Below are 14,484 nucleotides of genomic sequence, written 5' to 3' on the forward strand. Positions count from 1 at the left end.
TTCTTCATCGGCCTGCGCCGTCCAGCGACTGGTAATGGCGTTGGCTGAACTCACGTGCGAAGGCCAGCAGATCGGTCATGTCACGCACGACGTGGATATCCCAGCCCTGCTCGCGTGCGCGCAGCAGGTCCGCGGTCCAGCCTTTGGCGCCGACCAGGCTTGCCGGCAACGGACTATAGAGATTGAGCGCCATGGTGCCGCCAGCCCGGCCCGCACGCAGCGCCTGCGCGGCGACGTCCCAGCCGCTGTTACCGCGCTCGTCCTGCTCGAACATGGTGGTGATGCCGTCATCGGAGATATGCAGGATATGCACGGCACGCGCAGCCGCCGGCCGCTGCGCGTAGGTGCTGCGCAGGCGATGGATGGGGAAAGCCGTTGCGCCACCGAAGTAACCCACCAGCACCTTGAGGATGTCGTCCTCGCTGCGCACGAAACCATCGGTGTGCAGGCATTGCTGCTTGCCGCTCCACAAGGTGGCCTGCACGCGCGCGCCCGCGCGCAATGCCGACAACGCGATCACCGCACCGGCCAAGGTCAGCCATGAGGTGTCCTGCTGCGGATCGGGCATGGAGCCGGAGCTGTCCACGTACAGGTCCAGATCAATCGGTTCGTTGGCCTGCTCATTGCCCGGCGCCGGCCCCATTACCCGCTGCACCGTGGTCACGCCCGGCACCACGGTGGGCGACTGCATCAAGGTCTGCAGCCAATCCACCGCATCCAGCGGATCGCCAGGCTCCCAAGGCTCCAGCCCTTCAAGTTCGAGTTCCTGTGCCTGCGGCTGAGGGCTCACCGGGAAGCGGATCAGGTGCGGCAAGGCACGCTCGCGGTAATAGCGCACCGCGAATTGCTGTGGGTCCATGTCCAGTCCGGCCGCGCGCAGGATTTCACCGTACTCGAACGGCTCGCGGGTCTGGCCGTAGCCGGGCGCGCGGGCCGGCAATGCGTTCTGTGGCAATGCATCCTCCGCCACCACGTCTGCTGCGCCAGCATCTTCCTCGCCAGTGATGCGCGGATCGAGCGCCGGATGCAGCACCGGTGCAAGTTCGTCTTCTTCCAGCCGGTCCAGTCCCGCCGGTTGACTACCGCGCCCGGCATGGCGGGTATCCATCAGCGCGTCGACGCGCGCGTCACTGATCGTCTCCAGCAAGTGCGGCAGCAGCAAGGCACTGAAACGGCTGGCACCTTCCATCCACTCGCCGGCATAGGTGCGGATCACCCGTGCGCCCAGCCACGCATCGCCGCGCAGGCCTGCAGCTTCGAGCGCTGGCCCGCCGAGGCTGCCGGCGGGCTGCTGCCACAGTTGCTCGTAGATGCCCATGTACAGCTGCCACAGCGGCGAACTGCCGCTGGCGCCGGTGGCAAGACGCCGGTAGATGTCGGCCATGCGCAGGCCACATTGGCGTTGCAAGCGATCGTTGATCAGCAGGTCGGTATAGAGGTTGGCGACCATCGGCGCGTGCGCTTCCAATGTCGGCAATGCGCGATGGATACGCGCCAGCAGCCGCGCGTGATCCGTTGCAGTCGCAGGTGCCAGCACGTGATGGCCGATCTCGTGGGCGAGGATTTCGCGGGCGTGATCCTGCAGCCCCAAGCGCTGCACCTGTGGCAGATCGATCACCACCCGCTGGTCGGCCAGGCGGATCATCGCGAAGCTGCCGGTCAGGCCCTCCTTCGCCGCCTCGACGCTGCTGGCGCACAGGCGTGGATCCTGCAAGCGGGTGAAACGACTCCAGTCGGCCAGCGCCACCGGCCAGGCGGCGCGCCAGTGGGCCAGCAGGCTTTCCTGCTCGACGCTGCTCATGCCACGCCCGGCAGCAGGCGCACGTGGTGCGACCACGGCGAATACAGGGCGATGCCGGCCGGTCCAGCCACCGCCGCAAGGCCATCAGCTGGGGCGGCGTAAACGATGTTGGTCGTGCCAATACGCGCGCCCTGGCTGTCGATTGAAAGCTGCGTGGCCGGCGTGACCCGCGCGGCGGCAAACTCTGCCGCACTGGCTGGCAACACCACACCACCGAAGGCATCGGCAATCAGCAGGTAATGGCGGTCGCCGCTACGTGCGATGAAACCTTCCGCGCTGGCGCACAGCTCCGGCGGCGCGGCGAATGGGCCGCCCAGCCCGGTGAAGCCGCCCACCGTCTGCCCCTGCACGCTTGCCGCTGCACCCCGCGGGTGCCACCAACGCTCGCTGCCGAGCTGGCTGCGCAGCGACGGCCACTGCGCGCCGTCGACGCCCAAAGCCTCTGCGGCCAATCCGGCAGGCAGACCGCCGGCCTGCGCCAACGCCGCCACGCGCAGATGCGCCATGCCGGCCTGCCATGCACACAGTGCGCCGACGCTGCGCAAGGCCGCCGTGCTGTCGCAACGCGGGGCCAATGCGGCCATGCGCTGCAGCCATGCGTCAATGCGCACGCCCGGCACCTCGTGCATGCGCACGACCGCATTGCTGAGTGCGCCCAGCGTCTCCAGCGGCGCAGCTGCGATCAGTGGTGCGGCAGGTGCTGCCAGTTGCTGCCACGCGGCATCTACCCACGGCAGCCGAGCTGCCGGTCCCGCGAGTCCCTGTGCCACCAGTTCCAGGCCCAGCTCGAAGGCCACCTCGGTGGCCGCCGGCATCGCGGCTTCATCCACTGCGGCAATCGCCAGGCACAAAGGGTCCAGCGTCTGCGCGACAAAGACCGAGAACGCCGCGGTATCCAGAGTGGGCCAGCGTCGCCTCGCTTCGGCAACCTGCTGATTGAGCAGGCTGCGGCGCGATGCCAGCAGGCCGGTCAGTGCGGGTGACAGCACCTCAGCGCGCCTGCTGCCAATGCAGGTAATTGGTATAGCGCTGGTGCAGGTACTTGAGCTTGAGCAGGTCGTCGTACAGATGACCGTAGAGCTTGCGGCCCTTCACCCGCTCCTCCACCAGCCGTTCGATGCGCGTGAGACGCGCACGCGTCTCGCGCTCACTGACACCATCCAGGCCGCGCGCGAACTGCGCGGACAGCTCGCCGACCGGATCATTGCGATCCAGGTCCAGGCGGTCGTACTCGGCATTGGAGCTGTCCAGCAACCAGCGCAGCCAGCTGAGCCGGTCGCTGCGGTAAGCGGCGTTTTCCGGCAGCGCGAAGAACGGCGCGTCCAAATCGGGTTGCAGCTTGTCGTTGAGCACGAACGGCAACACCTGGCGCACGTCGTCCAGCGCGACCGCGGCATTGCCACGGAACCACGCCAATGCCTTGGCGAACATCAGCAAGGTCATCAGGTTGCGTACCGACAAACCATTGCGGGTCTGGCAACCCAGGTCCTTCATGCGATCACGGCCGGAATCGGCGGCGATGGCCTGGGCCCAGTCAACACCAGCCAAGCGCACGGTGTCCTTGGTCAGGTATTCGAACTGTGCACCCGCGGTTTCCATCAACTCGAACTGGCTGCTGAAGAACTCAATGCGCCTGCGCACGTCCTGCGGCACGTCCACCGCGCGGATCTGCTGCAGCATCAGGTCGCCTTCTTCTTCGCTGAAGATGATCTCGCGCGGCACCACTTCTTCCGGACGGATGTTCTGCTCGATGCGCAGCAGCATCTCCTCGAGGAAGCGCGGATTGAAGGCCAGCGCCTGCACCACCACGTCGATACGGTCGCGCAGCGCCTCGATCACCTGGTAGGTGCCGCCACCACGGTCGTCATTGGCGGTGAGGTACCACGCCGACTCGGGGCATTCGTAGACCTGGTTGAGCACTTCGGCGTAGTTGTCCCCCATCACCGTCAGCAGCGCGCTCTGGGTGCGGGTGGGGATGCGGTTGTACTCGTCGATGATCTTGACCCGCATGCCCAACCAGCTGCGCCACGCGATGCGGATCTGCGACATGTCCTGCGCGGCGACCAGATCGGCCGGCAATGGATTGCCGAGCAGGTCGGCGATGGTCATCTGCGGGTGGCCGTGCTGCATGGCGCGACGCACCTCGCGCACCGGGTAACCGGCAAGCACGCCCATCAGGATCGCACTGGCGGTCTTGCCCCGGCCGGGGCCGCCGACGAACAGGCATTTGCGGCGGGTGGCGAAGGTCAGCAGCGGCAGCAGCACGTAACTGGAATAGCTCTGCGCCGATGGCAAGGTCAGCTGGCGGCGGGTATCACCAACATTGAAGCTGGCCGACGGACCGGCGTGGTACTCGATGTCGTAATGCGGGCTGATGATGGCGTTGTTGACGATCCAGAAGTAGGCCTGGCGCAGCTTCTCGTCCAGCGCCAGCGGCGCGGCATCGGCGGCATCGGCCAGCTGCACCGGTCCTTCATACAGTTCGGCCACATCGAAGGTCCGCGCCACCGGCTCGGCCTTCGGGTTGGTTGGCGCCTGCGACAGGCGCTGGAACAGGTTGAATGGCGACACCGGGCGTCCCTTCATCACGGAACCCGGATTCTAACGTGGGGGCCGTGACGTCGGCCGTCGCTCAGTCAGTCGGTTGCGCGGCCTGCTCGAACTCGAACACCTGCACACGTTCGCCAGCGGAGACAGTGGCTGTCAGCTGCCGGCCGTTGCGCTGGTAGGCGATCCGCTGCGGGAAGTCATGCCGGAGGTTTTCGAACACCACCGACTGCGCCCCCTGCTCCACCAGTGCGAACCTGACCGGCGCGGGATTCCCGGCAACATCGGCGACGTAGTACAGCTGCCCGCCTGCATCGATGATGCGCAGACGTTCCTGGAATTGCAGTTCGCCTTGCCGATAGCTGCGGCCCTCGCCTTCGAGAACATCCGCCTGCCGACGCCATTGCTCAGCGCCGCTCGTACCGGCTGCCATGCCGGTGCGCTGCCAGTTGCCCAGCAGCCAATCCAGCGAGGCCAGCTCCGCCGCAGCTGTGGTCACGGCACTGGCTGCACCGACCAGCAGGACCAAGCAGAGCAAGGACCTGCGCATCAGCCGCGCGGCGGGATCAGCGCATCATCCAGGGCGCTTGCCCGCTGCCAGGCCGGGCGGGCACGCAGGTGTTCGCCATACGCAGCGAACGCATCACGCGCTGGCATGCTCTTGAACATCTGTCCCCACAGGATCTGGCTGCCAACATAGACATCGGCCGCACTGAAGCGCTCGCCAAGCAGCCACGGCGACGCCGATGCGGCCAGCTGCTCCAGGGTATCGATGGTCTGCTCGAAGCTGCCGTAGCCGACCGTGCCGGCCTTCTCCAGCGGTGCAAGCAGGCCCAGCGCCTTGGCACTGACTACTGCCTCCACCGGCCCGGCAGCGAAGAACAGCCAGCGCAGGTAGCTGCCACGCAGCGGATCATCCAAGGCGGGTGCCAGTCCTGCAGCGGGAAACGCATCGGCCAGATAGGCGCAGATCGCTGCAGCCTCGGTCACCACCACGCCACGATGCACGATGGTCGGCACCTTGCCCATCGGGTTGATGGCCAGGAACTCCGGGCCTTTCATGCTCTGTCCGTATTCCAGCACCTCGGTGCGATACGGCTGGCCCAACTCCTCCAGCATCCAGCGCACGATGCGCCCGCGTGACATCGGGTTGGTATAGAAGACGATCTCTTCTGTCGTGCTGCCCATGCGCCTGCCTCCGGAGGATGAGGCGGCAGTCTAGCAACTGCGCCCCAGCACCGGGACAGGGGAAGGTGCAGCGCTCAGCGGTGTTCGCGTGGACGCGGCGGTGGTGCTGGTGGCTGCACGCCCTTGCCCTTCAGGCAGGCGTCCATGGCTTGCCGGTCGAGCCTGGGCCGTTCCGAATCGCCCTGCTCCGCTGCCTCGGCCGCAGGGCTACCTGCCTGCTCGGCCAGGCAGGCGTCAAATGCCTTGGTGAATGCCGGATCACGTGGCAGCGAAGGCGGCGGCGGGCCACCGGGTCCACCACGATGCGGGCCAGGCGGCGGGCCATCCTGGCAGCGTCCAAACGCGCCGCAGCCGGCAAGCGACAACACCAGCAGCGAGGCTGCGAAGGGTGTGAATTTCTGCAATGACAAGCGCATGGGAATGCTCTGGGTTCAATGGGGAAAAGGGCGCCGCATCGCGGCGAGCAGGTCGTCGGACAACGGGATCAGGCGCGCACGGATATACGCGCGTCGTGCGGCATCGAAGCAAAGCTGGAATTTGCGGCGATCATGCAACGCCTCGCCCGCACCCTGTTTCCAGGGTTCATCGCTGCGAACCAGAACGCTCAGATCAGCGGATCCTGCCGTCGCGCAATCGACGACATCGCAACCGAGGAACGCAAATATCCGCGCCAGTTCCTGCTGCGGTTGCGCGATGAGCTGTTCGTAGCGCACCCAGAGATGGCGCCGGTCATGCAACCACGCCCCGCTTTCAACGACGGCTCGATTCCAGCGATCGATCGCACGATCGACATCGGCGTATACATGCCAGGGCCGATAGCGCGCGGCAGCGGCATGCAGCGATGCCACCACTTCCTCGCCATCGCGCAGCAGGTGGATCACCCGTGCATCCGGCAGGTGCCTGCTGATCGAGCGCAGATAGAACAGGTGGTCTGGCGTTTTCTCCAACCAGAGTTGTCCGCCGGAGCCATCGCAGTGCGCCGCCATCGCACCTGCAAACGCCTGCAGCTGCGCGCCGACCGGGGCGAACGCCGATGGCGATGCAGCTGCCAGTTCGGGAACGCCAGCCCAGGCACGCCGGACCTGTGCACGCGGAACCCATCCCAGCCAGGCCTGCAGCGCATGCCGCATGCCATGCAGCTGTTTCCAGCGCCACGCCCGAACTGATTCGCGATGGCGGTCGCCGTAGCGCAGCAGACGCTGCAGGAAGTGCGTTTCCGGCAACGAGACGATATTCGGATGCGTGCTCAGCAAGCGCTGCAGCAAGGTGGTTCCCGAGCGCGGGCACCCCACCAGGAATACCTGGCCGATGGCAGCGTTCATTCCTTCACCCGCAACAGCGCCGGCATGGACCGCCGCTGCAATGGCAGTCCTTCCGTGACCACGCGCTGGAAGCGATGGATGAAGGCCTCCTGGTTGTCCACGAAGTGCTCCCGCGCCTGCCGCGACATGGCGTCCAACGCAGCGTCGGAAAGCCGCAACGCGCGTGTCACCGCGAGTTCGATGCCGGCCGGATCGATGTAATAGCGCCATGCAAGGTCACGTTTGATTGCCTGTGCCGGCAGCATCAGCAGCCCGCGCTGCGCAGTGACCAGCTCATTCATTGGTTCACCGTCGGTGGTCAGCGTCACCGCACCCACGCTCAAGGCTTCCATCAGGTAGTGACCGTAGCCTTCGGTCTCGGAGGGGCAGATATGGAACAGGCATTGGTTCTGCAACCTGCGTAGTTCCGCCTCATCGAGCACCGCGATGCGATGGTCGATGTTGTCCGCGATCACCCGCTCGCCAGCGGTGCGCGGATTCTGCACCACGATCAGCAGCGGCCACTGCGGATGCCTGCGCCAGGTATCCAGCAACACCCGCGTGCCCTTGGCGCTGCTGCGCCCGGCCAGATGGAAGAACACCCGCTGCCGCGGCACATCGGGAAGCAGGCGGTCCTCACTGGTGAAGCCGATGTATCGGGTGATGCAACCCAATCCGGCGAAGATGCGCTCGGCGTGACGGGTCTTGCACAGCACCGCATCAAACCTGGCCAGGCTCGGGTGCCAACGCGGCAGGAACCACTCCGGGTTGGGCAGGAGGAAATTGCGCTCCGCCAATGGCAGGCAGCGCGGGTAAACCCGCTCGGAAAAGATCTGCAGCGGCACCCGCCCCTGCAACAGGCGGCGCCCCCACAGACCGGCCACCTGCGCGCGGGTACGCCCGGTACTGCCGAATCCCACCCGCTCGGTGGCAAATCGTGGCGCCAACAAGCGCTGCATCAGATCCAGGTCACGGCTCAGGCCAACACCGTTTTCGCGGCTGATCAAACGAACGCGTGGGACTGTCATCGTGGAGTGCGCCAGAATGGGATGGCGCACTCTAGGCAGCCGTCTTCACCGCCGGATGCTGAACCGGGCGACGGGCCGCCGGGCACTGACAAACATTGACAAATTGGCGCGCTATGATGCGTCGCGCGGCCCCGGATGCGGAGTCCCCCAGCACGGTCGCAGCGAAAGGAAGCCCATGCCCACCCATCTCCTGGTGGTCGACGACGATCCCGATCTGCGCAACCTGATAGCTGACTTCCTCGGCCAGCACGGTTACAGCGTAGCCACCGCCGACAGCGCAGCACAGATGCGCCTGGCCATGAACAGCCACCGCCCCGACCTGGTGGTGCTGGACGTGATGATGCCCGGCGAAGACGGCCTCAGCGCGATGCGCCAACTGGTCGGCGAACGCAACGCGCCGCCGGTGATCATGCTCAGCGCACTGGGCAGCGACACCGACCGCATCATCGGCCTGGAAGTGGGCGCCGACGACTATCTGTCGAAACCCTGCAATCCACGCGAGCTGCTGGCGCGCATCCGCGCCCGCCTGCGTCGTACGCAGGCCGATGCCGAACAGACCCAAAGTCCTCACCCGGTCTACGAATTCGGCGGCTGGCGACTGGATGCGCTGCGGCGTGACCTGCGCGATCCCGATGGTGTCTACGTCACCTTGTCGGACAGCGAATTCACCCTGCTGCGCGCCTTCGTCGAGCATCCACAATGGGTGTTGAGCCGCGACCAGTTGCTGGACAACGCCCGCAACCGCGGCAGTGACGTCTACGACCGCGCCATCGACAGCCAGATCAGCCGCCTGCGCCGCAAGTTGAATGACCGCGGCCATCCGGAGCTGATCCGCACCGTTCGCAACGAAGGCTATCTGCTGCTGCCCACGGTGCGCCGCCTGTGAAGGCGCTGCCGATCTTCGCGCGCACCTTCCTGTTGCTGCTGGGCGCATTGCTGGTGGCATTGGCCTTGGGCATCGCACTGTTGTTGACCATGCCCCCGCGGCGCCCGGCCGACATACCACTGTCGGAAGTGGTAGCGCTGCTGTCCAGCGAGCTGCCATCGACCAATGGCCGGCTGACCGTCTCCGACAGCAGCGAGCGACCGGCCTGCCCGGAAGGCCATCGCCAGGACCCCTTCATGCGGATGCGCCTGGCTCGCTGGCTGGGGGTACCCGAGGACCAGGTGAGCTACTGCAACGGCATGCGCATGCCCGGGCTGGGTCCCGGCAGCGCGTTTCACCAGCGTCCCGCCGGCCCCGACCGAGCGGCAGCGTTTGAGCCAACAGCCGTTGGCGAAGCGGGAACAGGACCTGCCGTACCACCAGCTGTGCGGCGCCCGCCACCCAAGCGCGATGCGATGCCGCCTGGCGATGACGGCTTCCCCGCCAATGCACCGCTGTTCGGCAACTTCGTTGCCGCCACACGCAAAGCCGATGGCCATTGGCGCAGCGTTGTACACCGCATGCCCGGACCATTGCCCAGCGTCGCTCGCCAGGTCGGCCTGTTGTTCCTGTGTGGCGCAGTGGCGATGCTGCCGCTGGCATGGTGGTTTTCGCGCGCCTTGTCCGCACCCATACGCCGCTTCGCCCAAGCTGCGGATCGCCTCGGCAGCCATCCCGGTGCTGCGCCACTGGACCGCAGCGGTCCGGCCGAACTGGCGCGCGCGGCGGATTCGTTCAACACCATGCAGGCCCGCATCAACCGCTTGCTGGACGAGCGCACCCGCACCATCGGCGCGATCGCCCATGACCTGCGCACACCGCTGGCGCGGCTGTCATTCCGCCTGCAGGCACTACCAGCGGAAGCACGCGACAAGGCCAGCGCCGACATCGACGAGATGAGCCGGATGATCACCGCTGCGCTGGACTTCCTGCACGGCCAATCGCAACCGGGCCCACGCGACCGCCTCGATTTCGCCAGCCTGGTGGAAAGCGCGGTCGGCGACCTGGCGGATACCGGCCAGGACGTGATGCTCACTGCCGCCGAGCCGGCGGTCCTGTTGGGCGATCCGTTGGCACTGCGGCGTGCGGTATCCAACCTGATCGACAACGCGCTCAAGTACGCCGGCAGCGCGCGGCTGCAGCTCTACCGCGACAACGGCAATGTCGTGCTTGAGGTGGATGACGACGGCCCCGGCATCGATCCCGCGCGCGAGAACGAATTGTTCCTGCCGTTCGCGCGCGGTGACGAATCACGCAACCGCGATACCGGCGGCATCGGCCTGGGCCTGTCCGTGGCACATGGCGTGGTGCTGGACCACGGCGGCAGCTTGCGCCTGCACAACCGCAGCGAAGGCGGCCTTCGTGCATTGATGACGCTGCCGTGCCTGCCTGCTGATCAAGGCGCGCTTGCTTGAACGCAGCAACCCGATACCCGATCAGGTTGCACGCGCGGACTCAATAGGCGAACTCGCCGAACAAGGGATCGACGCTGCCATTCCAGCGTCCATGGAACAGCTCCAGCTTGCGCTCGGCCGCGGTCTTGCCCGAATCCACGATCTCCTGCAGCACATCCAGGAAGCGCGTTTCATCCTGACCATCGGCATTGAGCGCGGCACGACGGCGCAGGCCATCGCGCGAAATCGCCAGGGCTTCGCGTGCAAGGTCACGCACCGTGCCATTGCGGAACGGCAGGTTCATCGCCTGCCTGGGCACGCCATCGCGCAGCACGTTGCGTTCGGCCAGGCTGAAGTCCTTGACCAGGTCCCAGGCTGCATTCAACGCGGTCTCGTCATACAACAAGCCAACCCAGAACGCCGGCAGCGCGCAGATGCGGCTCCACGGGCCGCTGTCGGCGCCGCGCATTTCCAGATACTTCTTCAGTCGTACTTCCGGGAAGGCGGTCGTGGTGTGATCCGACCAGTCACGCAGGGTCGGCAACGCGCCCGGCAACACCGGCAACCTGCCCTGCAGGAAATCACGGAAGCTCTGTCCGCTGGCATCGTGGTAGATGCCGTCGCGGTAAGAGAAGTACATTGGGACGTCCAACAGATAGTCGACGTAGCGCTCGTAGCCGAACCCATCCTCGAACACGAAATCGAGCATGCCGGTGCGGTCCGGATCGGTGTCAGTCCAGATATGCGAGCGGTAGCTGAGATAGCCGTTGGGCTTGCCTTCGGTGAACGGCGAATCGGCGAACAGCGCGGTGGCGATCGGCTGCAACGCCAATGACACGCGGAACTTCTTCACCATGTCCGCTTCACTGGCGTAATCCAGGTTGACCTGGGTGGTGCAGGTGCGGGTCATCATGTCCAGGCCGAGCGAACCGACCTTGGGCATATAGCTTTTCATGATCTGGTAGCGGCCCTTGGGCATCCACGGCATGTCCGCACGTGCCCACTTGGGCTGGAAGCCCATGCCGAGGAAGCCAAGCTGCAGCTCACTGGCCACCTGTGCGACTTCATTGAGGTGGCTGCCGGTCTCCACGCAGGTCTCATGCAGGGTTTCCAATGCGGCGCCGGACAGCTCCAGCTGCCCGGCAGGCTCCAGGCTCACCGAGGCACCGTCACGCAGCAGCGCGATGGTATTGCCGTTCTCCTGCACCGGCTCCCAGCCGAAGCGGGTCAGCCCATCGAGCACCGCATTGATGCCGCGCTCGCCTTCAAAGGTAGGCGGGCGCAGGTCGTCCAGACGGAACCCGAACTTCTCGTGCTCGGTGCCGATCCGCCATTGCGACTTGGGTTTTTCACCCGCCGCGATGCTCTGGACCAACTGGTCGCGGTGGGTGATGGGTGTGTCAGCGACGTGGCTCGGGCTCGACAAGGGCAGGCTCGCAGAATTCTGGTCAGGGCGGGAAGGTGGGGGCCAGCCCCCGCCATCGCAAGGGCGCACTATATCGTGGCGCACATTGCCATCGTGTCACGGCAGCGGTTTTCAGCGTCCTATAAAAGCAGACTTGACCGCCGCTGGCGCTGCGGCTGCGGCTGCGAGTCATTCCGCGGCTGACTGGGCACTCGTCCTACACTGTAGGCATGAGTCGCACCCATCATCGTGAAACCCACCGTTCGGACCGCGTCGGCTGGTTGCGTGCCGCCGTGCTGGGCGCGAACGACGGCATCGTCTCGGTCGCCGGCCTCGTTGTCGGCGTGGCCGCAGGCGGCGCCAGCGCCTCGGCGATCCTGGCCACCGGCATCGCCGGCACCGTGGCTGGCGCCATGTCGATGGCGGCTGGCGAATATGTCTCGGTGATGTCCCAGGCCGACGCAGAACATGCCGATCTGGCCATGGAGCGACGCGAGCTGCACGAAGACCCGCACAGCGAGCTGCAGGAGCTGGCCGGCATCTACCGCCGCCGCGGGCTCAGCCCCGAACTGGCCCAGCAGGTTGCCGAGCAGCTGACCGCCCACGACGCCCTCGCCGCGCATGCGCGCGATGAGCTGGGCATCACCGAGGAACTGCGCGCCCGCCCGCTGCAGGCGGCGGCAGCGTCAGCCAGCGCCTTCATCGTCGGCGCGGCGCTGCCGGTACTGACCGCGCTGCTGACCCCGCATGCGCTGGTAGCGCAGGTGACCACCGCCGCCACCCTGGTCGGGCTGTGCATCACCGGCGCACTGGCCGCGCGCGCCGGCGGCGCCCCCGTGCTGCGCGGCGCGTTGCGGGTAGTGTTCTGGGGCGCATTGGCAATGGCCGCAGCCGCAGCCATCGGCCACCTGTTCCAGATCACCGTGTAAGCGATGACTACCGAAGCCGATCCCACACTCAACTTGCTGGCCCAGCTGTCCTCCCTGGTCGATTGCGAGCGTGCCGAAGGCTACGCCTGCATCACCGCGCGTCGCGAGCACGGCGCAAGCTCGGTGGACATTCCGCAGCCACAGTTCGCCATCCTGCTGCAGGGCCGCAAGCAGGTCCGTACCGCGCAGCAGTCGCTGGAATTCGGCCCGGGTGATCTGTTCCTGATCACCCGCCGCAGCCGCATCGACGTGGTCAATATTCCCGATCCGCACAGTGGCCTGTATCTGAGTGCCATCGTGCCGCTATGCCCGGAAGTGCTGGCTGCAGCGCGCGCCTTGTGGAGCGACGCCCTGCCCGATGCCGGCAATGCGCTGGCATGTCTGTCGCTGGCCGAACACGGTGCGGCCCTGCTGCAATGGCGGCAGGCATTGCAGGACGGCCAATACACCGAGGCGCGACTTGCCCTGGCCGCACTGGTGGTGGCCTTCTGCCGTCGTGGCCATGGCAGCCTGCTCGCCGCGCCCGAGCCCGGCCTGGGCGATCGCATCCGCGATCTGGTCGCCGCGCAGCCGGAACGCGAGTGGCAGTCCCGTGATTTCGAATCGCACCTGGGCATCAGTGGTGCCACGTTGCGGCGGCGCCTGGCCGGCGAACAACTCAGCGTGCGCGAGCTGGTAGCCGATGCGCGACTGGCGCATGCCATGCAGTTGCTCTACACCACCCGCCTGCCGCTGAAGACCGTGGCAGCGCGCGCCGGTTATCGCTCACTGGGCAGCTTCAACAAGCGCTTCGCCGCGCGCTACGGCCTGGAGCCTGCGGCAATCGGCAACAGCTGATCGTGATGCGAGCGTTTCGCGCAGCATTGTGAGCGAAACGCGGCGGCACTCCAGCGCAGCATTGAGTTCCCGCGGCACAGCCGTATCTGCAGGAACCCCCATGCGCATCCGCCCCCGACACCGTATCGCCGCTGCCTTGCTGATCCTCGCCGTCAGTTGCACCGCGCAGGCGCGCAGCACGCATGTCGTGCAGCAGCAGGTTGCCGGTGTCTATCACCAGCAGATCGGCGACCTGCAGGTAACCGCCTTGTTTGACGGCGCAGTGGCACTGGGCCGCCAGGAACTGGTCGGCATTGATCCCGGCGCGGTCACCCGCCTGCTGGAGCATGGCTATGTACCGGAGGATGGCAAAGGCCTGCAGACTGCGGTCAACGCCTATCTGGTACAACGCGGCGATCATCTGAGCCTGATCGATACCGGCACTGCACAATGCTTCGGCGCTGATATCGGCCTGGGCCAGGTGCTGGGCAACCTGCGCGCCGCCGGCTACGACCCGGCCGATGTCGATGACGTGCTGCTGACCCACGCCCATCCGGACCATATGTGCGGCCTGCTCGATGCACAGGGCCAGCCGGCCTTCCCGAAAGCCACGGTGTGGCTGTCGCAGGCCGATGCCGCCTATTGGCTCGATCCGGCCAGCGAAACCACTGCCCCGCAACCGCTGCGGTTCGCGTTTGGCCTGGCCCGCAATGCGGTGGCGCCTTATGTGGCCGCCGGCAAGTTGCACCGGTTCGGTCCGGGTGAGCCCCTGCCGGCAGGAATCGCCGCGCTGGACAGCCACGGCCATACCCCCGGCCATGTCTCGTACCTGATTGAGGGTGGCAGCGGCCAACAGCTGCTGGTGTGGGGCGACATCGTGCATTTCCATGCGGTGCAGTTCGCCCGCCCGGACGCCGCCTTCGAGGCCGACAGCGACCGCACCGCCGCCATTGCCAGCCGCCGCCGGCTGATGGCCGAAGCATCCGACCAGGGCTGGTGGGTCGCCGGTGCGCACCTGCCGTTCCCGGGTCTCGGCCATGTGCGTCGCGCAGCTGAGGCGTTTGCGTGGGTACCGGGTGAGTTCTCTCCGCTGAAGTGATGCTGTGGCTGTGGCTGTGGCTGTTGCCGGTGCTGTTGCCGCTGCTGTTGC

14 protein-coding genes are annotated in these 14,484 nt (G+C 66.5%); 5 read left to right on the top strand and 9 right to left on the bottom strand.

The genetic code is table 11. The annotated features are described in order from the left end of the window. Window positions 1–4: 4 nt before the first annotated feature. The 8 genes from AC13FW_RS01920 to AC13FW_RS01955 all read right to left on the bottom strand — a co-directional run bounded on the left by AC13FW_RS01920 (window position 5) and on the right by AC13FW_RS01955 (window position 7,865). Window positions 5–1,837: a hypothetical protein gene (locus AC13FW_RS01920; RefSeq protein WP_482988003.1), complete on the bottom strand. Its 1,833-nt coding sequence runs from the start codon at window positions 1,835–1,837 to the stop codon at window positions 5–7. Then, window positions 1,798–2,790, bottom strand: a complete 993-nt coding sequence (locus AC13FW_RS01925; RefSeq protein WP_482988004.1) for a hypothetical protein — start codon at window positions 2,788–2,790, stop codon at window positions 1,798–1,800. The genes AC13FW_RS01920 and AC13FW_RS01925 overlap by 40 nt, the downstream gene beginning before the upstream one ends. Window position 2,791: 1 nt before the next feature. After that, window positions 2,792–4,387, bottom strand: a complete 1,596-nt coding sequence (locus AC13FW_RS01930; RefSeq protein ID WP_282268025.1) for an AAA family ATPase — start codon at window positions 4,385–4,387, stop codon at window positions 2,792–2,794. 46 nt (window positions 4,388–4,433) lie between these two features. Next, window positions 4,434–4,847, bottom strand: coding sequence for a DUF6265 family protein (locus AC13FW_RS01935; protein ID WP_482988005.1), 414 nt, complete (start codon window positions 4,845–4,847; stop codon window positions 4,434–4,436). A 50-nt stretch (window positions 4,848–4,897) separates the two neighbouring features. Continuing rightward, window positions 4,898–5,536 (bottom strand): glutathione S-transferase family protein, encoded by a 639-nt coding sequence (locus AC13FW_RS01940; RefSeq protein ID WP_482988006.1) that lies wholly within the window; start codon window positions 5,534–5,536, stop codon window positions 4,898–4,900. Between the two features lie 74 nt (window positions 5,537–5,610). Beyond that, window positions 5,611–5,952, bottom strand: coding sequence for a hypothetical protein (locus tag AC13FW_RS01945; RefSeq protein WP_482988007.1), 342 nt, complete (start codon window positions 5,950–5,952; stop codon window positions 5,611–5,613). Window positions 5,953–5,967: 15 nt separating this feature from the next. Continuing rightward, entirely contained in the window at window positions 5,968–6,858 is an 891-nt protein-coding gene (locus AC13FW_RS01950) for a sulfotransferase family protein (RefSeq protein WP_482988008.1), read from the bottom strand. Further along, entirely contained in the window at window positions 6,855–7,865 is a 1,011-nt protein-coding gene (locus AC13FW_RS01955) for a glycosyltransferase (RefSeq protein ID WP_482988009.1), read from the bottom strand. The genes AC13FW_RS01950 and AC13FW_RS01955 overlap by 4 nt, the downstream gene beginning before the upstream one ends. 175 nt (window positions 7,866–8,040) lie before the next feature. On the opposite strand from AC13FW_RS01955, the gene AC13FW_RS01960 reads away from it, so the two are divergent. After that, entirely contained in the window at window positions 8,041–8,751 is a 711-nt protein-coding gene (locus AC13FW_RS01960; RefSeq protein WP_296248447.1) for a response regulator, read from the top strand. Beyond that, window positions 8,748–10,205 (top strand): ATP-binding protein, encoded by a 1,458-nt coding sequence (locus AC13FW_RS01965; protein ID WP_482988010.1) that lies wholly within the window; start codon window positions 8,748–8,750, stop codon window positions 10,203–10,205. Before AC13FW_RS01960 ends, AC13FW_RS01965 begins: the two co-directional genes overlap by 4 nt. 40 nt (window positions 10,206–10,245) lie before the next feature. On the opposite strand, the gene AC13FW_RS01970 is transcribed toward AC13FW_RS01965, so the two are convergent. After that, a complete protein-coding gene (locus AC13FW_RS01970) occupies window positions 10,246–11,610 on the bottom strand; it encodes a glutamate--cysteine ligase (RefSeq protein WP_296248451.1) in 1,365 nt (454 codons plus the stop codon). Between the two features lie 209 nt (window positions 11,611–11,819). Here AC13FW_RS01970 and AC13FW_RS01975 point away from each other — a divergent pair, with 209 nt between their 5' ends. The 3 genes from AC13FW_RS01975 (at window position 11,820) to AC13FW_RS01985 (ending at window position 14,433) form a co-directional block, all read left to right on the top strand. Then, window positions 11,820–12,518, top strand: coding sequence for a VIT1/CCC1 transporter family protein (locus AC13FW_RS01975; RefSeq protein ID WP_482988011.1), 699 nt, complete (start codon window positions 11,820–11,822; stop codon window positions 12,516–12,518). 3 nt (window positions 12,519–12,521) lie between these two features. Then, a complete protein-coding gene (locus tag AC13FW_RS01980) occupies window positions 12,522–13,355 on the top strand; it encodes a helix-turn-helix transcriptional regulator (protein ID WP_482988012.1) in 834 nt (277 codons plus the stop codon). 100 nt (window positions 13,356–13,455) lie between these two features. Beyond that, window positions 13,456–14,433 carry an MBL fold metallo-hydrolase gene (locus AC13FW_RS01985; protein ID WP_482988013.1) on the top strand — a complete coding sequence of 326 codons (978 nt, stop codon included), beginning with the start codon at window positions 13,456–13,458 and terminating at the stop codon, window positions 14,431–14,433. Window positions 14,434–14,484 lie beyond the last annotated feature (51 nt).

This window comes from Stenotrophomonas sp. 21LCFQ19 (assembly GCF_056861425.1).